General features: G+C 33.1%; 17 protein-coding genes. 7 read left to right on the top strand and 10 right to left on the bottom strand.

What is annotated here, in order from left to right; all coding sequences use genetic code 11:
* The first annotated feature begins 17 nt into the window (after nucleotides 1–17).
* The 7 genes from RBR53_09870 (at nucleotide 18) to RBR53_09840 (ending at nucleotide 6,173) form a co-directional block, all read left to right on the top strand.
* Nucleotides 18–464 (top strand): MauE/DoxX family redox-associated membrane protein, encoded by a 447-nt coding sequence (locus tag RBR53_09870; GenBank protein MDY0132962.1) that lies wholly within the window; start codon nucleotides 18–20, stop codon nucleotides 462–464.
* A 12-nt stretch (nucleotides 465–476) separates the two neighbouring features.
* A complete protein-coding gene (locus tag RBR53_09865; protein MDY0132961.1) occupies nucleotides 477–1,796 on the top strand; it encodes a sodium-dependent transporter in 1,320 nt (439 codons plus the stop codon).
* 305 nt (nucleotides 1,797–2,101) lie between these two features.
* Complete coding sequence (locus RBR53_09860) at nucleotides 2,102–2,929, top strand: phosphate ABC transporter substrate-binding protein (protein ID MDY0132960.1); 828 nt, start codon at nucleotides 2,102–2,104, stop codon at nucleotides 2,927–2,929.
* A 7-nt stretch (nucleotides 2,930–2,936) separates the two neighbouring features.
* The gene (locus tag RBR53_09855) at nucleotides 2,937–3,806 is read left to right on the top strand and encodes an ABC transporter permease subunit (protein MDY0132959.1); all 870 of its coding nucleotides are present in this window, start codon (nucleotides 2,937–2,939) and stop codon (nucleotides 3,804–3,806) included.
* Nucleotides 3,806–4,678 carry an ABC transporter permease subunit gene (locus RBR53_09850; GenBank protein ID MDY0132958.1) on the top strand — a complete coding sequence of 291 codons (873 nt, stop codon included), beginning with the start codon at nucleotides 3,806–3,808 and terminating at the stop codon, nucleotides 4,676–4,678. Before RBR53_09855 ends, RBR53_09850 begins: the two co-directional genes overlap by 1 nt.
* Complete coding sequence (locus RBR53_09845; protein MDY0132957.1) at nucleotides 4,675–5,373, top strand: ATP-binding cassette domain-containing protein; 699 nt, start codon at nucleotides 4,675–4,677, stop codon at nucleotides 5,371–5,373. The genes RBR53_09850 and RBR53_09845 overlap by 4 nt, the downstream gene beginning before the upstream one ends.
* A 143-nt stretch (nucleotides 5,374–5,516) precedes the next feature.
* Nucleotides 5,517–6,173, top strand: a complete 657-nt coding sequence (locus tag RBR53_09840) for a DsbA family protein (protein ID MDY0132956.1) — start codon at nucleotides 5,517–5,519, stop codon at nucleotides 6,171–6,173.
* Nucleotides 6,174–6,323: 150 nt separating this feature from the next.
* Here RBR53_09840 and RBR53_09835 read toward each other — a convergent pair whose 3' ends face one another.
* The 10 genes from RBR53_09835 to RBR53_09790 all read right to left on the bottom strand — a co-directional run bounded on the left by RBR53_09835 (nucleotide 6,324) and on the right by RBR53_09790 (nucleotide 21,631).
* Nucleotides 6,324–6,638 (bottom strand): cupin domain-containing protein, encoded by a 315-nt coding sequence (locus tag RBR53_09835; GenBank protein MDY0132955.1) that lies wholly within the window; start codon nucleotides 6,636–6,638, stop codon nucleotides 6,324–6,326.
* Between the two features lie 356 nt (nucleotides 6,639–6,994).
* Entirely contained in the window at nucleotides 6,995–8,020 is a 1,026-nt protein-coding gene (locus RBR53_09830) for a dihydroorotate dehydrogenase-like protein (GenBank protein ID MDY0132954.1), read from the bottom strand.
* 313 nt (nucleotides 8,021–8,333) lie between these two features.
* Complete coding sequence (hcp, locus tag RBR53_09825) at nucleotides 8,334–9,941, bottom strand: hydroxylamine reductase (GenBank protein ID MDY0132953.1); 1,608 nt, start codon at nucleotides 9,939–9,941, stop codon at nucleotides 8,334–8,336.
* Between the two features lie 201 nt (nucleotides 9,942–10,142).
* Nucleotides 10,143–11,525, bottom strand: a complete 1,383-nt coding sequence (locus RBR53_09820; GenBank protein ID MDY0132952.1) for a multiheme c-type cytochrome — start codon at nucleotides 11,523–11,525, stop codon at nucleotides 10,143–10,145.
* A gap of 36 nt (nucleotides 11,526–11,561) precedes the next feature.
* A complete protein-coding gene (locus tag RBR53_09815; GenBank protein ID MDY0132951.1) occupies nucleotides 11,562–12,095 on the bottom strand; it encodes a NapC/NirT family cytochrome c in 534 nt (177 codons plus the stop codon).
* A 184-nt stretch (nucleotides 12,096–12,279) separates the two neighbouring features.
* Nucleotides 12,280–15,372 carry an efflux RND transporter permease subunit gene (locus RBR53_09810; protein ID MDY0132950.1) on the bottom strand — a complete coding sequence of 1,031 codons (3,093 nt, stop codon included), beginning with the start codon at nucleotides 15,370–15,372 and terminating at the stop codon, nucleotides 12,280–12,282.
* 3 nt (nucleotides 15,373–15,375) lie between these two features.
* Complete coding sequence (locus tag RBR53_09805; GenBank protein ID MDY0132949.1) at nucleotides 15,376–16,473, bottom strand: efflux RND transporter periplasmic adaptor subunit; 1,098 nt, start codon at nucleotides 16,471–16,473, stop codon at nucleotides 15,376–15,378.
* Nucleotides 16,470–17,264, bottom strand: a complete 795-nt coding sequence (locus RBR53_09800) for a sulfite reductase (GenBank protein ID MDY0132948.1) — start codon at nucleotides 17,262–17,264, stop codon at nucleotides 16,470–16,472. The genes RBR53_09805 and RBR53_09800 overlap by 4 nt, the downstream gene beginning before the upstream one ends.
* 258 nt (nucleotides 17,265–17,522) lie before the next feature.
* Nucleotides 17,523–19,589, bottom strand: coding sequence for a methyl-accepting chemotaxis protein (locus RBR53_09795; protein ID MDY0132947.1), 2,067 nt, complete (start codon nucleotides 19,587–19,589; stop codon nucleotides 17,523–17,525).
* A gap of 425 nt (nucleotides 19,590–20,014) precedes the next feature.
* Nucleotides 20,015–21,631: a hydantoinase/oxoprolinase family protein gene (locus RBR53_09790; protein MDY0132946.1), complete on the bottom strand. Its 1,617-nt coding sequence runs from the start codon at nucleotides 21,629–21,631 to the stop codon at nucleotides 20,015–20,017.
* Nucleotides 21,632–21,825: the final 194 nt, after the last annotated feature.

Genomic DNA, 21,825 nt, shown 5'->3' with positions numbered 1-21,825 from the left:
ATTATCGGAGAGATAAAATGGAAACAGAATTTAAAAAACATTCGGTTTTTACTGCTAGAATTCTTTTGGGAATAATTTTTTTTGCTGCAGGAGCTTCAAAAGTTATCAACCCCCTATTGTTTGCTGAAATAATAATGAACTATCAAATAGTTCCAGATTATCTTGTTAATCTAACAGCATTTTTCCTTCCTTACCTTGAAATAACAATTGCAATAATGCTTATCTCAGGGCTTTTCCTTGAAGGAGCTGTGATTATCTCCCTTATTTTGCTTATTTCATTTGGAGGTAGTCTTATTTTCAACTTAGCAAGGGGCCTTAACATTTCATGCGGATGTTTTACTTCAGTAGCTGAAGAGGCTACAAACCTTGATTATATTTATTATATAGCCAGAGATATAGTGTTTATTTTTATTGCATCATATCTAGCAAGAGAAGTTTTTTTCACCAAAATAAGCAAAAGTTAACCAGGGGGATTTATGGAAAGGGAAACATGGACCAATAAGTTTGCATTTATACTTGCAAGTGTTGGTTCTGCTATAGGACTTGGCAATATCTGGCTTTTTTCATGGAGGGTTGGAGCTTACGGAGGAGCTTCATTTCTTATACCATATATTTTATTTGTTTTTGGCATAGCTGCTATAGGACTTATGGGAGAATGGGCTTTTGGAAGGTGTCAGAAGCAAGGTGCTATAGGGGCCTTTGAAAATGTGTTTAAAAGCAAAAATGAAAAATACAAAAAATACGGCACAGCACTTGGACTGATTCCTGTGATAGCTATTTATTCAATTTTTATTTTTTATACAATAGTTACAGGCTGGCTTATCAAATATTTTTTTCTAGCTGTTTCAGGTAATTTTGCCACAATGGATATTGCAAATTATTTTTCAAGCTTTGCCGGAAGTTCAACATCAATTCCCTGGCATGGAATTGCCATTTTAATAAATCTTGTAATTGTATTTTTTGGAGTTTCAAAAGGTATTGAAAAAACCAATAAAATTATCATGCCTTTATTTTTTGGAATGCTTATCCTTCTTTTATTCCGTTCCCTTACCCTTGACGGTGCTTTTGAAGGAATAAAATATATTTTAATGCCAGACTGGTCAAAAATAGCAATGTCTGAAACCTGGGTAATGGCCCTTGGACAGGCTTTTTTCACCTTAAGTCTTGGAGGAGCTACCATGCTTGTTTACGGAAGTTATGCAAAGGATGAAACCTCAATTCCTTCGGCTGCATTTCAGACTGTAACCTTTAATTTTTTGGCTTCTCTTCTTTCTGCCTTTGTCATTATTCCAGCTGTTTTTGCCTTTAATTTTGACCCAAAAGCAGGGCCTGCTCTTCTTTTTATAACAATTCCAAATATCGTAAATCAAATGCCCGGTGGAATGCTTTTTGGAATAGTTTTTTTTCTTTCAGTTGTATTTGCAGCTCTTTCTTCCTCAATAAGTATGCTTGAGCCTGCTGTTGAAGGATTTATGTACAAAACAAAAATGTCTCGTACCAAAGCTGTTGTTCTTCTTTCTGTTCTTGCCTTTGTAATAGGAATCCCCCTTGATATTGATATGAATCTTTTTGGAAAATGGGCTGATATTACAACAGTATTTGTTCTTCCTTTTGGTGCTCTTGTTTCAGCTTTTGTATTTTTCTGGATTTACGGAACTGCCAATGCAAGAAGAGAAATAAACAAAGGAGACGGTTTCAAATTCGGCAAATGGTTTGAATTTTATTCCAAATATGTTTTTGTACCGGTTGCAGCTCTTGTTCTTATATTAAATATTGCCCTTGGCGGTATTGGCTGATTTAAGTCAAACCTAAGTTGAGCGTTTCATATTTTTAAATTAAAAAGTTTTTAATAAATCAAGCTTATTATATTTAAAAATATCAAACCCTGGGGGCTTTTCAATTTAGGTCAAACAATCCTTTTAATGATTTTTAAAGGTGTAAAAAGTATAAAAGCTTTTTACACCTTTTTTTATTTTTTAAAGCAATAGAATTTTTCTATTCTCTTTTAAATCTCAATTAAGATTATGAATTTGCATTTCATTTTTATCAAATGATAGATAGTTGAATTCAAATATTAACTATCATCAAATAAAGGATAAAAATGAAAAAATTAATTTTTATAAGTTTTTCTGTATTTCTTCTTATTTCCACAAACTGCTTTGCACAAAATTGTCTTTCACCTTTTAAAAATGAAAAGGGAAAAATTGATATTGCCGGAGGAACAGCCCATATTCCTGTTTTAAAAGAAGCTTCCCAAAATATAATGAAATTTAACCCGGATATTAGAATAACAATTGGAGGGGGCGGTTCAGGTACAGGAATAAAAAAACTTGGTGAAGGGCTTATTGATATTGGAAATTCAGGTAGAAAACCAAGTAAAAATGAAATTGAAAAATACAACCTTTCCATGTACAGGTGGGCAATTGACGGGGTTGCTATTATTGTAAACAAAAAAAATTCTATATCAAATATTAATACCCAGACACTTCAAAAAATATTTTCCGGAGAAATTACAAACTGGAAAACACTGGGTGGTGAAAACGGATCAATAAACATTTACACCAGAGATGAAGCAAGCGGCACAAGGGAAGTTTTTTGGAAAAAAGCCCTTTTAAAAGAAAATATAAGTCAAAAAGCCATTTTTATTTCTTCAAACGGAGCCATGAAAACTGCTGTTTCAAAAGATGAAAATGCAATTGGATATATATCTATTGGCCATCTTGACAATAATGTTAAAGGTGTTTCTCTAAACAAAGCATACCCTGATCTTGAAAATGTAAAATCAGGAAAATACAATGTTTCAAGGGGACTTTTCAGCAATACAAAAGGTGAAGCAAAAGGACTTAACAAAAAGTTCATAGATTATCTTTATTCTGAGGACGGTCAAAAAATTATAAAATCCAAAGGATTTATTCCTGTTGAAAGATAAATTATAATTGTTCAATTTAAAGAGCAAAGCCAAATCAGATCTTTTACTTAAATTTACAATTTATTTTGGAACCATTTGTGGTGCTGCTGTTATTTTTTCCATTTTGATTTTGCTTATTTTTCTTGGAATTCCTTTTTTTAAAGAATCGGGACTTTCCATTTTTTTTGACACATGGAATCCAGGTAAGGGTAAATACGGAATTTTACCCATGATTTATACTACATTTATAATAGCTGTTCCTGCTGTTTTTGCAGGATTTTTTTTAAGCCTTGGTTTTGCCTGCTTTGCAGCTTCAACAGGACACCGCTTTTTAAAAAAACCTTCAATTGCACTAATTAGAACAGCCTCTGCCATTCCAACTATTGTTTATGCTTTTATTGGAGTTTTTCTTATTGTTCCTTTTATAAGAAATATTGGGGCAACAGGTTCAGGATACAGTATTTTAAGTGCCTCTTTAATGCTTGCACTGCTTATTTCTCCAACAATGATTTTCTTTTTTTATGACAGTATAATTAAATCTTTAAAATCTTTAAAAACCGGAGGACTTGTTCTTGGGGCAACAAAAACCGAAACCCTTTTATATTTGGTTATTCCCAATGCAAAAAACGGAATTTATTCAGGAATTTTTCTTGGAATGGGAAGAGCAATCGGAGACACAATGATAAGTCTTATGCTTGCCGGAAATTCAATTTCATTTCCCTTATCTCCCTTTGAAAGCGGAAGAACACTTACTGCTCATATAGGGCTTGTAATGGCTGCTGATTATGACAGTCCTGAGTTTGGGTCAATTTTTGCCTGTGGCATTCTTCTTTATTTAATAACTGCTGTTTTAAGTATTTTATCAAAACTTATTTACAAAAAAACAGGAGATTATTAATGAAAATAAGATTATTTAAATATTTTTCTTATTTAAGTTTTTGTCTTTATTCATCTGTTCTTGTTTATTTTATTTCCTGGCTTTTAATCAAAGCTGAAAATCCTTTTTCAAAATCATCAATATTTGGAAATGCCAACCCAATACAAGCAATACTTCTTAATGAACCTGTATTTGAAGGGCTTTTTCCGGCAATTGCAGGAACTTTTCTCATAATAATCACATCAATGCTCATTGCCATTCCTGCAGGAACTGGCACAGGTATTTTTTTAAGTGAATATGCGGGTAAAAAAACATATAAATTTCTAAGTACATCAATTGATATTTTGGCAGGACTGCCTTCAATTGTTACAGGACTTTTTGGATTTTCAATTATTCTTTTAATTCACAAAATATTTGATGGAAAAGGACCTGGCTTTTCCATTGCAGCTTCTGGTTTTTCACTTTCATTTCTTGTTCTTCCCTATATTGCAAAAAGCACTGAAGAAGCATTAAAATCAACGGATAAAGCCCTGAGACTGACAGCAGTTTTGCTTGGTGCCTCAAAAATTGAAAATATAAGACTTGTTCTTCTTCCAAAAAACTTTAACCAGATTTTAAGTAAAATCCTTCTTGCTGTTGCAAGGTGTGCTGAAGATACTTCTGTTATAATGCTTACAGGTGCGGTTGCAAATTCAGGGATTCCAGGAAATATTTTTGAAAAATACGAAGCTCTTCCATTTTTTATTTACTATACATCCTCAGAATACTCATCTGAAAGCGAACTTTTAATGGCTTACAATGCTTCTGTTTTACTTGTTTCTATTTGCTGTTTTCTTTTTATTTTATCTTTTTTAATCAGAAAGGCTGTTTTTTACAGGCATAATAAAAAATGAAAATAAAAATTAATAATCTTTTTTTTAAATATAAAAATATCAATATTTTAAAAGACATAAGTCTTGAAATCAAAAAAAATAAAATAACTGCTATTTCAGGAGTTTCAGGAGCGGGAAAATCAACACTTTTATTTTGCCTAAACAGGCTTTATGAAGAGTTTGAAAATACAAAAGTAAAGGGAAGCATTCATTCTTTTCTTGATAATAAATGGATTGATATCTTTGACAAATCTGTTTCACTTCCCTGGCTCAGACAAAAAACAGGACTTGTTTTTCAAAATCCCAATCCTTTTCCAATGAGTATAGAAAAAAACCTTTACTTCCCTTTCAGGCTTTTAACTGCTCCAAAAATTAAATCTAAAAATCTTAAAACAGAAATAATAACCACATTAAAAAAAGTTCATCTTTATGAAGAAGTAAAATCAAGACTTAAAATGCCTGCTTCATCCCTTTCCGGAGGACAGCAGCAAAGGCTTTCCATTGCAAGGGCTCTTATTGCAAAACCTGAAATTATTATGCTTGATGAACCAACATCATCTCTTGATCCTGAGTCTGAAAAAAAAATTGAAACCCTTTTAAAAGAACTTAAAAAGGAATGCACAATTATAATGGTTTCACATTCAATGGAACAAATTAAAAGAATTTCTGACCACCATATAAAAATTGAAAATAAAACTGCTTATCAGTTGTATTGATAAAAAGTAAATTTTATGACAATTAGATATTCAACCTGAATTAAATATATTTTTTCTATATATTTAAATTAATTTATGAAATTTTCAATTTAAAGTGTGCAATTTAAATTAAACAAAACCTTGTCATTTATCAGGGAGATAAAATGAAAAAGATTTTTTACGTTGGAGATCCTGTGTGTTCCTGGTGCTATGCATTTACAGATATTTTTGAAGAAATAAAAAAAGAGTTTTCAAAAGATTTGAGCTTTTCATATTTAATGGGAGGCCTTGTTTTTGAAAGGGAAATAGTTTTAGATCGTGCCTTAAAAAGACTTCTTAAGAAAAACTGGAAAGAAGTTGAAACAAAAACAGGTAAGCATATCAAAGCTTCTGTAAATATTGAAGAAGCAAGAGAAACACCTTATATTTCAGACCCTGGATGTATAGGATTTCAGGCTATAAAATTACAAGACGAAGAGCTTGCATATAAATTTTACAAAAATATGCACATAGCTTTTTATGAAAAACTTGAAAATATCTTTGAATTTGAAACTCTTTTAAAACTTGCTGTAGAAATTGGGATTGACAAAAATTATTTTTCATCAAAATTTAATGATCCTGTTACCAAAGAACTTGCAGTAAAAGACATTGAAAAAGCAAAAGAGCTTGGTGTAAGAGCTTTTCCCTCTCTTGTTCTTCAAGATGAGTCTGGTACTAAAGTTTTAAATCAGGGATTTAGAAAATACTCTCTTTTAAAGGTTCAGATTGAATCCTGGCTTCAGGGAAAACTCAGTGCAGGTGATATTCTTCCTGTACTTTAAATTTTATTTATCATTTCAGAGTCTTAGGTTCCCAAGCCAGAACTTGGGAATTAGCAAAAAAGATGTGGGCAATGGGTAGAGCTGATCCTTGGAAAAGAAAAATAAAACTTAATGCCGGGCTAAATAAAAATACCCGGCAGGTTAATTTCATCAAATTGGAGGAGCTATTACTACAAGAACCTTCATTTCAGTATCAGCCCTGATTCCATGGGGTTCTCTTATTTGGGTAATAAGCATATCACCTTTTTTCCCAGGAATTTCCACCCCGTCGGCTCCAAGAAACTTCCCCTCTCCTTCAAGAATTGTAATCGAAGCTTCCCCATCAATATCATGGGAATGAACAGGAAGAGACTGACCTTCTTTAAAATTAAAATTTACAATTTTAAAACTTTCTGATTCATGAACAAGAGTCATCTTCAAACTCTTCTCTGAAAAACCATTGTTTAAAATATTTTTTATTGCCATCTTTACTACCTCCTTATTAGTGTTTTATCTCATAATACAGCTCTTAATTTATTTTTTCTTTGATCCAGATCAAATATATCAATCTTTTTTCTAAATTTGTACAAATTTAATAGTCCCGAATTTAGAATGATTGATAAATAAAACAACAATCTAAGAATTAAACCATGGTTTACGATTAAATCTTTTTTATATGCAAATGGAGGAAAACAGCCTGAAGCTTTATCTTTAATGGTTTGTATTTAGAAAAACAAAAGAAACAGGATAAGAACAACTTTTATGCCTGAGTAAATCCTGGTTTTATTTGTGATTCCAAGATCACTCAGGCATTTTTTTATTTTAAATATTCAGATAAAAATTTAAAGAATGATATTTTTCTTTCCCCCAAAATAGCGCATAAACTGAGCACGTTCATAAACAGCGGGATCAGAACTTTTTTCCTGGCTTAACTTTCCTTTAAAATCAGAAATACTTGTAAACTTTTTGGAAGTCATCCATTTTTCAAGTCCGTCAATCATTTCTTTTATATAGCCTGCTCCGTTTTTATAAAGAGCTGAAACAGTCTGAACACTGCTTGCTCCGGCAAGAAGCTGCTTAATAAGAGCATCGGAATCATGAACACCTGTAGAAGCCGAAAGATCACAATCAACTTTGTTTGCCATAAATGCCACCCAGCGAAGGGATAAAGCAAGCTCAGCAGGGGTACTCATCATAAAAGAAGGTTTTACTTCAAGCTTTTCAATATCAAAATCAGGACTGAAAAATCTGTTAAATAAAACAAGTCCTTTAATCTTTGTTTGAGACAATTTCTGAATCATAGGCCCTAGATCTGTAAAATAAGGACTGATTTTCAATGCAACAGGAATTGATATTACCTTGGTAACCTCATCAATAATTTTAAAATAAAGATCTTCTTTTTCCTGCTTTGTATGTTTAAAATCTGTAGGAGGGAAAAACATATTAAGCTCAAGTGCGTCAGCACCTGCCTGCTCAAGGTTTGAGGCATAAGCAAGCCATTCAACTGAATAAAAAAAACAGTTTATACTTGCTATTATGGGAATATCTGTTTCTGATTTACAATTTTCTATCAATTCAGTGTATTTTTTTAGATTTTCTTCGCGGATAAGATAATCATAATATTCAATGGGGTTTCTTTGACCTTCATAATCAAAATATTTAGGATCACCCCATTTTTTTTTGGCAGTTTCTAAAAAATCAGCATATTCATACCTTACTTCTTCTTCAAAAATTGATTTTAATACAACAGCACCTGCACCGTTTGAAGCAAATTTTTTAACATTTTCAACAGAACCTGTAAGCCCTGAGCTTCCTGCTATTACAGGACTTTTTAAGTTAAGCCCCATATAATTGGTTGAAAGATCCATTTTATCTCCTTTAGTTATAGTTTGCAGATTTTAAATTTTTCAACTCTTTAGTCTTTTCCAATCTAATCACTAGAAAGAATTACTGCAACTCCCTGTTGCCAAGTCTTTAATCATACCATAATCTTATCAAAAAATACAATCTGCAACAGGGCTTTAAAATAAACACTAAGGCTGAACCAAGCCTGGAAAAGCAGCAAACACTTAAATCTTATTCTGACTAAACAAACAACCCAACTCTATAGTTTAGAAAAAACAAAATCACACCGGAAAAATCCGGTGTGATTTTTTTACTGCTATATTTATAAAACTTTATTTATCCCATGATATCTTTAAGGTCTGTTTCAACATCTGTAGTTTTTTTAAGGCCAAAAGTATCAATAAGAGTTTTTGCAACATTTTCAGACAAAAATCCGGGAAGTGTGGGCCCTATTCTTACACCCTTGAATCCAAGATGAAGAAGTGCAAGAAGAACTGTTACAGCTTTTTGCTCATACCATCCAATTGCATAATCAATTGGAAGATCATTTATGTCTTCTGCTCCAAATACTTCTTTTAGTTTAAGAGCTATCACAGCAAGGGAATATGAGTCATTACACTGTCCTGCATCAAGAACCCTTGGAATTCCGCCTATATCGCCGAGATTAAGCTTGTTATATCTGTACTTAGCACATCCTGCTGTAAGAATTACAGTGTCTTTGGGAAGAGCTTTTGCCATATCAGTAAAATATTCCCTGGACTTCATTCTTCCGTCACATCCTGCCATGATAACAAACTTTTTAATTGCACCTGATTTTACAGCTTCAACAATTTTGTCTGCCAGTGCAAGAGTCTGGTGATGGCCAAAACCGCCTGTAATAGTTCCTGTTTCAATTTCAACAGGAGGCTTGCATTTTTTTGCACATTCAATTACCGCTGAAAAATCTTTTTCTTTGCCCTCAGATTTTTCAATATGAACAAGTCCTGGATAACCTGTCATTCCTGTGGTAAAAATTCTGTCTTTATAGGAATCCTTAACAGGGATTATACAATTTGTGGTCATAAGAATTGCACCGTTAAAAGACTCAAATTCTTCGTTTTGCTTCCACCATGCATTCCCATAATTTCCAACAAAGTGCTCATACTTTTTAAAAGCAGGATAATAGTTTGCTGGAAGCATTTCACCATGGGTATAAACATCAACTCCTGTACCTTCGGTCTGCTTAAGCAAATTTTCCATATCTTTAAGATCATGGCCACTTATTAAAATCCCAGGATTTTTCCCAGCTCCTATATTTACCTGGGTAATCTCAGGATTTCCATAGGTTTCAGTATTTGCTTTATCAAGGATTGCCATTGTAGTTACTGCAAACTCTCCTGTTTTCAAAAGCCATTGAAGAAGTTTGTCTCCGTCTTTTTCAACCTCTGTTGCAGAAAGACAATCAATGATGAACTTTGAAATCTCTTCATCAAAATATCCTAAAATATTGGCATGCTCATAATAGGCACAGATCCCCTTTAAACCTATGGTAATAGTTTCTCTTAAAGATCTGATATCAGGATTTTCCTCTGAAAGAATTCCTGAAGTTGCAGCTTTTTCATCTGTAATTTCGCTGAATTTGGCAGACTCAGGCAAATCACCTTTAATTTCAAAGTCTTTAATTAAAGCATCTCTTCTTGAAATAGCTTCCTTGGTAAGAGCATTAATCTTATCATTATCAAAATTTGCATTTGTTATTGTTGAAAACATAGCTTTTGCAGCAAATCCTGCACAATCATTCAGTTTGTCGCCTTTAAGCTCAGCTTTTGATCCAACTACGCACATACCTCTTACGCTGTGAATGAGAAGATCCTGAAGATTTGAAGTGTCATTTGATTTTCCACATACTCCTCTTTTTGTACAACCCTGATTTTTTGCAGTTTCCTGACATTGAAAACAAAACATGGGCAAAACCTCCTTTGTTGATTTTGGGATTGAATTCTTTTTACTTTTGAAAAGTTTTTTAAAAATCATTATCAGTTCCTTATTTATAAATTATTAATTTCATTGTTTTGAACTGATAATTGCAGAGATTAAGATATATATCTTTGATCTAAATCAAAAAACCGGACTTTTTTGCCCGGTTTCTTGATTTGTTATATTTTTCTACTTTTTATACTTAAGAGCTTCAGGTTTTGTTCTTGAACCAGTTGCATTAGGATAGTTCTTTGCTTTTTTGGAATCTATTTTACCGTCTAAAAGAAGCTGGGCTTCATGCATGAAATGATTAAATCTTTTCTTGCACTCATAAAATCCATGCCACCAGGCATAATCAGGAGCCATCATGGCTGTTCCCATTCTTGCTCTTCTTCCTTCATGATGCCAAAGCTCATAAAACTCAATTTCTAATGGCTCATCAAACATCCTTGAATCATCAAGCTTTCCTTCTGCATATAATTTATCAAGCATTTCCTTGGCAGGCTTATAATAAACCTCATTGTATTCTTTAATTACATTGTCTGTTTTTCTATAATGCTCATCTGTCCATGATTTTGAGTGACATTGCTGACAAACAAGAGCCATTTTAGCTCTTTCCTCTTTCCAGTTTGTATCAGCAGGAAAAGGTTCAAAATTTTCAGGACGGATTGTCAAAGCAGACTGAAGTTCCCAGGAAAGTCTTTCTGTAACATCATGACTGGTATTCACTCCTTTTACCCCTGACATATGACATGTGGCACAGGTAGGTCCTCTATAATCAACACCTGGAGACCAGGTTCCAGGAGCTGAGTCCCAATTATACTCATCTTTAAAAGTATGGTAAATATCACCGTGTTTTGATTCATTGAAAATTTCAATCTGGGGATGATCCGGGCCAAGGTGACATTGACCGCAGGCTTCAGGCTTTCTTGCTTCTCCAATTGAAAATCTATGCCTTGTGTGGCAGCTTGTACAGCTTCCAAGGCTTCCGTCCGGGTTAAGACGACCTACACCAACATTGGGCCAGGAACCTTCTTTAAACGAACCGTCTTTTTCCATTTCTACTACAGTTCCATGACAATAATAACAGCCCGACTCTCTTTCAAGTTCAGAGTTCATTCCGTCATTGAGCCATGGATCTATTTTCCATATAATTTCAAGTGTATTTGCATGTTTACTTTTTGCATATTCTTCTGCTTCCTGGGCATGGCATCGCGAGCAGTCTTTTGGAGAAACTATGGTTGAGATGGGAACATAATATTTTGAATCACCATAGGGAAGATCCTTGTTATTATATTCTTTTCTATGGGCTTTGTTAATATCATTGTCGCCGGGCTCAGCCCTGTGACAATCATAACAAGTAATTCCTGCGTGAGCATGTCTGCTCATTGCCCAGTCTGCTACAAGTCCGGGGTTAAGCTCACTATGACATTCAATACAGGCTTTTGCTTCTTCAGGCATAGCTCTTTCAACATTCATAACCTTGGGCTTGGAGTAGTTTGCAACACCTGCATAAGCCAGCCCAAAAATAAAAATCAAAATTATAAACGCTGATATTGATTTTAGTTTCATACAATACTCCTTCTCCTTGTTATCCCTCGGTATAGTTTAATTCAGCGTTATTCCTGCTGAATAAGTTTCCTTTTTTATGTGAACCAGAGGAGCATGGCATTCCATACAGCTTCTTTGAGGTTCTGAATATATTGCTTCCCTGTGGGCCTTCATGGCACCTCTGTCTGTTTGGATATACAAAAGGTTTGAATGACAATTCATGCAAGTTTTGTTTTCCATTTCCTGATGAACTTTATTTTGCATTTTTTCTGTATTATATTCTTTGAAAAAAAAGTGTGCAAAAACGTCTTTCAGACCATGCTTTGACTTTAAATAAAAAAATTCAATTGTGTTTTCAGCCTTGGGAAGATGACAATCCATGCAGGTTGCACGAAGTCCCTTGTCATTGGAGGCATGGGTTGAAGTTCTCCAGGTTTGAACAGCAGCTTCAATTTCATGGCAAGACGCACAAAATCCAGGTGTGGATGTAATGGTCATTACCTTGTAGGTAAAAGCTGTCAAAAGAAAACCTATAAAAACGGCCAGCCCGAAAAGAAGAAAAGATATGGTGATTACCTTTTTCTTTTTCAATAAATTCACCTTTGATTTTTTGTTCACAAAAAACGAAGTTTAGTAAGTATAAATGAGAATAACAAAATCCTTGAGCAATCTCAATCAGTTTTCAACTTTTATTTAAAACTTTCAGTCAAATAGAAATCTTAATAATTGTTTGAAAGTCCTAACTTAAAACACTTCCAATCCCTGTGATAATGACTTATTTCTTAAAAAAGTTCAGTAAATCATCGGCTATATAATAAAAAAGAGGGATAAAAAAAAGAGTAAGAAAAGTGGAAACAACAAGCCCACCCACTGCAACAACAGCCAAAGGTGCCAGTCTTTCCAGCCCTACAGCAAGCTTCATTGCAACAGGAAGCATCCCGGCAATAGTACTTGCCGCAGTCATTAAAACAGGCCTTGTTCTTTTTTTAATTGACATGGTCACAGCCCCAAAACGACTGGCTCCTTTTTTTCTTTGTTCTGAAATAAAATCAAGAAGTAAAATTGAATTATTAACAACAATACCAGACAAAAGTATCAGCCCCATAAAAGCAGGCATGCAAAGGCTTTCACCTGAAAGAAGAATTGCCCAGACAGCACCTATCATGGCAAAGGGAATTGAAAGCATAATAACAAAAGGAAGAACAAAGGATTTGTTTGAAATTACAAGGAAAAAATAAACAAGAACAATGGAAAGCAAAATAGCAGACTTAAGCCCTCCAAAGCTTTGATCCATTGCCTTTTTTTCACCTTCCTGGAAAATTTCATATCCATGGGAAAGACTTAATTCATTTATTATTTTATCAAGATCTTTTTGAATAAATGAAATTGGGGCAAGATCTCTAAAACCTTTTATATTTACAGAATTTTCAAAATTTTTTCTTGTATTTGTTTCCCTTTTAAATTCTGTTTTAAATTCTGCAAGTTCAATTAAGGGAAGAAATCCTTTATTTGTTTTTACTGATAAATTTTTTAAAAAATTTATTATTTCCTGCTCAGCCTGACCAAACCTTAAATTTAGAAAAAAGCCCTGGGTATTTTTAACATTAAAAAAAGAAGCATCAATTCCTGTTGAGGAAGCATTTAAATATTTTCCCAAATCTAAGGGAGTTATTCCAAGTCTTTTTAGTTTTTCAAAATCAGGAATTATCATTATTTCAGGTTTGTCTTTATTCCATGATCTTGAAACATCTGTAATCCCTTTAACTTTTTTAAGCTTTTTTTCTACAATTTCAGCATATTTATCTAAAATATCAGGATCTTTTCCAGTAATCATAAGATCTATTGGAGCTGAAATTGAAGATAGGGGTGTTGCTCCGTATTCATAAACTTCAAAGTTTTTTATTCCCTGAATTTGTCCAAGGGATTTTCTCAAATCTTTTTTAATATCCCAAATGGATTTGTCCCTTTGGAACCTGTCCACAAGAGCTATTGTAATTTTTGCTTCATTTGTGGTTCTTTTGGAACCAAAACTTATTTTGCCTGGCTCTGAACCACCTAAAACAGAAACCCTTTTTACACCTTCAATTTTTTTTAAAATTTCTTGAATTTCAAATGCTTTTTCTTCTGTTTTATCAATTGGAGTTCCCGGCCAGGTTTTAAAATCTATTATCACTATTCCTGTATCCATTGGGGGCATAAGATTTCTTCCTGCAAGAGGAATTTGCCGAAGACTTATAACAAGAACAAAAATCATGGGGATAATAAAAAAATATTTTTTATTTACAGATTTTTTAAAAATAAAATCAAAAAATTTAATACAGGGTGAAACAATAAAAGAAGAAAGTTTTTCCATTGTATTTGAAATAAGCTTTTCTATTTTTGTTTCTTTTTTAAAATAGGGAAACAAAAGGGGAATAAGGGTAACCGACACAATAAATGAAGAAAATAAAGCCATGGTAAGAACAATTGCAAGAGGCCTTAAAATCTGCTGGGTGTATCCACCAACAAACATTACAGGAATTAAAACAGCAATGGTTGTCATTGTGCCTGAAAAATCAGCTAAAAAAACTTCTTTTAACCCGTCAACCGAAGCTTTTACTGCAGGCTTTTTATATTCTCTTAAATGTCTGTCAATATTTTCTGCAACAACAACAGTGTCATCAACAAGAAGCCCCACTGCAAGAATTATTCCCGTAAGAGTTACAATATTTAGCTCAATATCAAAAAAATACATTCCCGCAAATGTAAGAAGAAAAGTTATTGGAATTGAAATAAGAGTCAAAAAAGTAGGCCTTGTTCCTGCAAGAAAAATAAAAATCACTATTCCTGTTAAAAGAATTGAACTTTTTAAGGCATTTATCATATTTGAAACAGAAAGCTCTATTATTTCTCCGGGAGTATCTGTAATTTCAATATTAAAATCAGGATATGATTTTTGAAGTTTGGGAAGAATCTCTTTTATCTGCTTGTATGCTTCATAGGTATTGCTATTTTCAGCTCTTAAAATATTTATGGCTACTGCTTTTTTAAAATTGCCATGATAAAAATAAGTTTTAAAACTTTCCCCCATTTTTACTTTTGCAATCTCAGACAAATATATTGTTTCGCCTGAGTCTGTAACCTTTACTGAAATATCTTTTATTAAATCAATTCTTGTTTTTTCACCTATCAAAGATACTGAAATTTCCTGAGAATCAGTTCTTATAATTCCACCCGGGATATTTAAGTTGTTTTGTGAAAGAGCAAGGATAACCTCATTAAGACTTAAATTATATTCTTCCATTTTAAGGGGATCAGCTAAAATCTGAACTTCAGGTATTTGACCTCCAAAAACTTCTACATCTGATACAAGACTTGCGTTTAAAAGATATTCCTTTATGTCATTATCGCAAATCTGCCTTATACCATCCAGCCCTAAGGAAGAGTTTTTAGGCGAAACACCAAGAACTGCCACAGGAGCAGATGCTGAAGTTATTTTAAAAATTTTTGCTGGAAGAACCCCAGCGGGGAATTGGGAACTTATTTTATTTATTTCATTTGATACTTCAGAAGCTCCAAGGGAAGCGTTTTTTCCATATTCAAACTCAATATTTACAACACAGCTCCCGTCTTTTGAAATAGTTGTTATATCTCTTGCCATATCAATTGATTTAAGAGCTGTTTCAATTTTTTTAGCAACCCTTGATTCAATATCGTCTGCCAGAGCATTTGGCCAGATTACAACCACAGAAGCTCCGGGATAATCAGCATCTGGAAAAAGATTTAAGGGTAGCTTTTTAAACCCTGTAAACCCAAGAATCATTACAATACAAAAAACTGAAATCATAAAATGAGGATAATTTTGATATTGTTTAAAAAAGTCCATCATCTTTTATCTTTCTAAAGGTTTTACTTCCAAATTTCTTGAAAGAGTCATTAAAAAAGAAGGATACCCTGATACAAGCAAATCATCTTCATCAAGAAGATTTGAATAAATAACCCCTTGATTTCCTTCAATTCCAAGGATTTCTATCTTAATTTTCTCTGTTTTATTGTTATTTTTAATTCTAAAAACATAATCAAAATCTTTAAGTGAAAGAATTGTGTTCATTGGCACAACAAAACCTGACACAGATTTTTTTATGAGAAAAACACTTGTTTTAGTACCTATAGGCAGATAAAAATCTTTTGAATTAAATCTTTTTGACTCTAGTTGAATTGTTTCTTTGTTATTTTCAATTTTTGGATTAATTTTTAGAACTGAAGTTGAAAACTCTTTGATGTTTTGATTTAAAATTATTTTATTATCTGAAATAAAAGGTAAAAAAGTTTTTGGGACATTTACAAGCAGATAAAAACCTTTTCCGGTGTTTTCAATTTCATATAAAGTAGTAGCTTTTGGAATAAATTCTGATTTATTAGCTTTTTTTTCAATTACTATTCCATCAAAAGGAGAGTAAATTTTAGAAAAGCCAAGTTCTTTTTCCAAAGCTTTTTTATCGGCATCTGCTTTTTTTAAAAGACCAAGGCTTTTTTCATAATCTGATTTTAATTTATCAAATTCATCTATTGAAATACCTCCGCCTTTTAAAAGGGATTTGTTCCTTGAATATCGTTTTTGAAAAAAATCAGCTTCAGATTTAAGTTTTTCAATTTCACCTTTTAAAGCTTCAATTCTTTGTAAAATTATTTTTGTATCTAAAACTGCAAGAAGTTCTCCCTTTGAAACCCTGTCTCCTTTTTCTTTTTCCATAAACTCAAGGCGGCCTTCTGTTCGGGAAATAATTTTTATTATTTCATCTGCATTTAATTCAGCTATTGTTTTATATTTTAAATCAAGACTTCCTTTTTTAATTTTTACAAAATCAACCAAAACTTCTTTTTCAGAAACCGAGGTAAAAGAGTTTAAAACTTCTTTTCTTTTTTTTACAATCAAAACTCCTGAAAATATAAGCCCTGAAACTATAAAAATAAAAATTATTTTTTTCATTTTTCAGCCCCTTGCTTCAATGAATCATAAATTTCTTCATTAAAAATATCTGAAAATCGTTTTGCACCTTTTTTTTGTGAAACCATAAAATCTGCTGCTGAATTTATTATTTTAAGAACTTGATTTTCTGAATAAATTTCACCTAAATCCCTGCCAAGCCTTGGATGTCTTCCAAGCTTTCCTCCCACAAGGACTCTAAAACCTTTTTTTGTTTCAGCAATAGTTGATGTTGGGCATTTTTTTATACAATCAGAGCAATAAAGACATTTTCCATAATCAATTATTAAAGAGCCTTGTTTAAAAAAAACAGCTCTTTCTCTACATACCTTCACACATTCCATGCATTGAATACAAGGTTCCTTTGTTATAACAGGTTTTGATGCTGCAATAAGACCAATGCCTGCAATTTGGGGTCTTGAACATGAGTTTGGACAAAAAGACACACTTATTTTAAATTCCTGATGAAACTTTATTTGGCCCTTTGAATTTTTTTTAAGAAAAGACAAAATGTCTTTTTTAACAAGAAGGGATTCTATTTTATTTAAAAAATCAGGGCTGCCCTTGATTGCATTTTTACAATTTTTTTCTCCAAAACATGCTTCAAGACTATAGCCTTTTATTTCTTTTTCCATATTTTCCAAAAAACTATTCTTTGCTTCTTCAAGATGAATTGGCTCCACAAGCTTAAGATTTAATTTTTTGACATAATCTTCAACTTTGTTTTTCACTTTTTTTCTTACAAAAAAAGGAACTTTTAATAACTCTTTTTTGGATTCAGCACTCCATTGCATTTTTTTATCTCCATTATCTTTTATCAGCCTTATAAAAAATAACTTCTTTTTTTTAAATTGTATTTGATTTAGATCAAAAAAGCACGACCCCACTTAATTTATTTGTAAGTCCGTGCTTTTTAAAATTTAAAGAATTTTTTAATTTTAAATAAACACTGTTTTCCAATTAGATCTAATAGTGTTTATAAAACAATACCGGACAATAAAATTTATTGTCCGGTATTAAAAAACACAAATAATTTCAATTATTTTTTATAATCACACCTTGTACTGCTGAATCATCTCCTGGATACTTTCAGAAAGACTTGAAAGTTCCCTTACAGTTTGCTGGAGCTGAGCACTTGCTCCTTCAACCTGAACTGCAGAGGCACTTACACTTGCCATATCCCTTGAAATTTCTTCAGAAACATTTTTCATTTCACTGCTTTGATTACTTGCTTCATTTACCATATCTGATGCAAGGTTAATATTTGTACTTACCTCGGCTATTGCAGAAGTCTGTTCTTCTATGGCAGAAGCTATGGCAGACACAATATCATTTACCTTGCCAATTCCCCTGATAATAACATCTATATCTGTTTCAGCTCTTTTTGATGCTTCCTGGATACCATTTATTCTTACACTTATATCCTGGGTTGCTTCAGCAGTCTGGGCTGCAAGATCCTTGATTTCTCCGGCAACAACTGCAAAACCTCTTCCTGCCTCCCCTGCCCTTGCAGCTTCAATTGTGGCATTAAGTGCAAGTAGGTTTGTTTGATCTGAAATACTGGTTATGGTTTCAGTAACCTTTCCTATTTGAAGGGCTGCATCTCCAAGCTCTCTCATCACTACTGCAAAACTTTCTGCCTGGTGAACAGATTCTTCAGTGCTATTATGGGCAGTGGAAGTGTTGGAGGCTATTTCAGCAATAGTAGAAGTCATTTCTTCCATTGCAGATGCAACAGAATTGAGGTTTCCTGCAGAATCTTCCATTTTAACAACCATGGAATCAGTGGTGGCTGTCAGTTCTTCAGCTGCCGCTGCAACTGCTTCAGCCCTATCCCTTGATTCTTTGGCTCCCTGGGCTGTTTGATCTGAAACTGCTGAAAGCTCTGTTGAAGAAGAGGCAAGAGTTTCAACACCTTCTCCAAGATCTTTAAACATCTTTCTCAAAGCAGTGGTCATTTCATTGATCTGACGGCCCATATCACCAAGTTCATCTTTTTGTTCCAAAAGCTCTTCTGGAACTGTTTGTGTCATATCTCCGGCTGCTATGGCCTTAAAAAGCTCCCCACCCTGCCTTAGAGGGACAAGTATACTTCTTGTAACAATAAAACCAAAAATTACTGCTAAAACAAATCCTATGGAAAGGGTGATAAGGGAAAGCCTCATATTTGCCCTTCCCTGTCTGTTGGCTAAAACTTTCTGATCATCAGCACCCTGAATCTGAATCCTTGCTATTTCTCCAAGGGCAGCTAAAGTTTGAGATTCTATTTCACGAACTTCTTCCATTGCAACCCTTGCCATTTCTTCCCTGAGTTGATAGGCCTCAAAAATCTCTTCAATTATTTTATCAAAACCTGCAAATATAATTTCAGCATTCACCCTCATTTCTTCATCAAAAATTTTATGGGCAAGCTCAATATCTCCTTTTCCTACAGCATCTTTTACTTGTTTCACAGCCTGATGAAATCTAATATGGGGTGTATTAACACTGCTTATTACACTGTTAATCACCGAATTTCTTGTAAAAAACCCTGAACGCCAGAGTCCAAAAGCACAGGTGGCAGCATCTTCTTCTCCTTCAAAATCCTGTCCCTTAACAATCAAAAGAAGAGCCTTGCTCATAACTTCACAATGATCACCTTTAAACCTTTGAAGTTGGCTCATAATATCTTTTGGATTTGAAATACCTGTATTGTCCAGTTTTCTGGAAAGAGCTAAAAATCTTTCATTTGACTCACCCCACCTTGCCAGGTGAGTTGTAAATTCATCCCAGTATTTTTTTTCTTCTTCAGTCTGTTCAGATTTTAAATAATCATCCATAGCCTTTCTATATCTTGCCCTTGCATCTTCTATGTTTGGATACTGCCGGCTTATCACTTCAGCTGGGTTTTCCGGATTAAGAAGAGTTCTTTGAGCCCTGACAACCTTTTCAAACTCATATTCCATTGTAAGGATAGCAATAACACCTGGAAGTCTTTCTTCGGCAAGTTCATTTACATTTTCCATATTCCTTGCTCCTGCAAAATACCATGACAAGCCAATATAAAAAATTATTAAAACCAAAACCCCAAACCCTATGCTCATCCTCAGTCCAACTTTTAAGTTATTAAAAAAACCCATTTCCCCTCCTACTGAGTTTATTATAGCCAAATGCCTATTAAAGATAATTGTTCGATATAAAAACAAATTACTTACTAACAAAAATACTTTTTAAAGCTCCCTTTCTTATAAATTGAAGATAAATTAAACAACGATATTGTAAACTATACAGTGAAACTATTCTAAACATTTTTTAGCAAAAAAACAATTATTCTGTTAAAAAGAAGTTAGTAACTCTTTTTTAGATTAGGCACTCTATTGCATTTTTTTATCTCCATTATTTTTTTATCAGTCTTATACAAAATAACTTCTTTCAGTCTTATACAAAATAACTTCTTTTTTTTTAAATTGTGTTGAATTTAGATCAAAAAAAGCACGACCCCACTTAATTTATTGGTGAGTCCGTGCTTTAAAAATTTAAAAGAATTTTTAATTTTAAATAAAAACTATTTTTCAATCACAATACTTAATGCTCCAAGAGCATTGCCTAGTTCATGAAAATTTGGAAGAATAAGTTTGGTATTAAGTTTTTTGGCCACACCCTCCAGCAAATGTCCCGAGGCAGCTCCTGCACCAATAATAGGAAATTTTGAACCAAACTCTATTTTTAAATACTTATTCTGTCTCCAGTCAGGAAAAACTTCTTTAATTTTTTTACCTGAAGAGTGTGAAGTCAAAAACTCAACTATAGAATCAACAAGTTTATCTTCAATAATTCCAAGAACTTTTTCACAAAATTCATTTACAGAAATCCCAAGTTCCTTTGAAAGAATTGAAGCAGCAATTAAAGAGTTTTTTTCAAAAGGAGCTTTAATTTTTTTAAGAATGCACAAAGCATCTGTTGGAGTAAAACCGCAAACCCCTAAAACTCCTCTATTTACAAAGTCTTGAATTTGTTCCTTTGTTTTTTCATTTTTTCCCATATTTAAATAAAAATCTTTTATTGTTAAATACTCTTTTTTTTCAAAACATTTTTTTATTTCTAAAGAGGCTTCTTCCTTAAGATTTAAATAAAATAAAAGATCATTTTCAAAGGATTCCATCCATTTATCAGGAGATAAAATTTTATCTTTAAAACAAAGGGGCTCCACTCTTTTAGGCCCTATAAAAAGCTTTTTCCTAAAATCAAGACCTATTCTGCTGTCACCGCCAAGTCCTATTGTTTTCATTCTTATTGTTCTTACATGGGTATCAAGTTCACCAATTTTACTTGTGTCGTCAATTACAGGCTTTTTATTTTCAACAAGTAAAATATCAGTTGTTGTTCCTCCAATATCACAGACAATGGCATTGTCAGAATTTAATCCACCAAAGTAAGCAGTAGAGGCAGGCCCGCTTCCAAAGGTTTTAACTGAGCGCTCAACTACCTCGTCAAAATTTAAAAACCCGCCTTCTCCGTCAATAATTTTAAGAGTTTTTATATCAGCGTATTTTTCAACACTTTTTTTAAGGCCTTTGATAAAGTTTTCCATCACAGGCATAAGTCTTGCATTTAAAACAGCTGTAGCAGCCCTTTCTTCAAGACCAGGAGCTGTGCTTACATCTGAAGAAATATAAACAGGTTTATCATCAACAAGAATTATTGCTTTTTTTGCAACAAGCTCATGGGAAGGATTTGCAAAACTCATTGCTGATACAACAGCATAGGAATCTACTCTTCCCTTAAAAAAAAGAATTCCGTCAACCAAAGCTTCCATATTTAGAGGTTTAACTTCATTGCCAAACACATCATGACCTCCTTCAATAAACTTAAACCCAGCAACAGGAAGCTCCATATGTTTTTCAATCCCTATTATAAAAAGAGCTGTATCTCCCCCCTTTTTTTCAACAACAGCATTGGTTGCAAGTGTGCTTGAAACCCCAATCACCTCTATTTCTTCCTTTTGTATATTTTTATCTTTCAAAAGAACTTCAAGGCAGGCCTCTATTCCTTTTCCAAGATCAAAGTGAGTGGTGGGAACCTTTGCAAAAGATTCTACTTCACCTGATTTAAGGTTTTTTAAAATAGAATCTGTAAAAGTTCCTCCAGTATCTATTCCAATCCCATAACTTTTTTTGCTCAATATATCCCCCTGCTTTTAACCATAATTAATTTTCACGAAAATATAACTCTCAATTAGATCAATGGTATTTATAAAACAATACCGGACAATAAAATTTATTGTCCGGTATTAAAAAACACAAATAATTTCAATTATTTTTTATAATCACACCTTGTACTGCTGAATCATCTCCTGGATACTTTCAGAAAGACTTG

It is taken from the genome of Desulforegulaceae bacterium, from assembly GCA_034006035.1.
Lineage (GTDB): Bacteria > Desulfobacterota > Desulfobacteria > Desulfobacterales > JACKCP01 > JACKCP01.
This window is presented reverse-complemented; position numbering and strand designations above follow the sequence as displayed.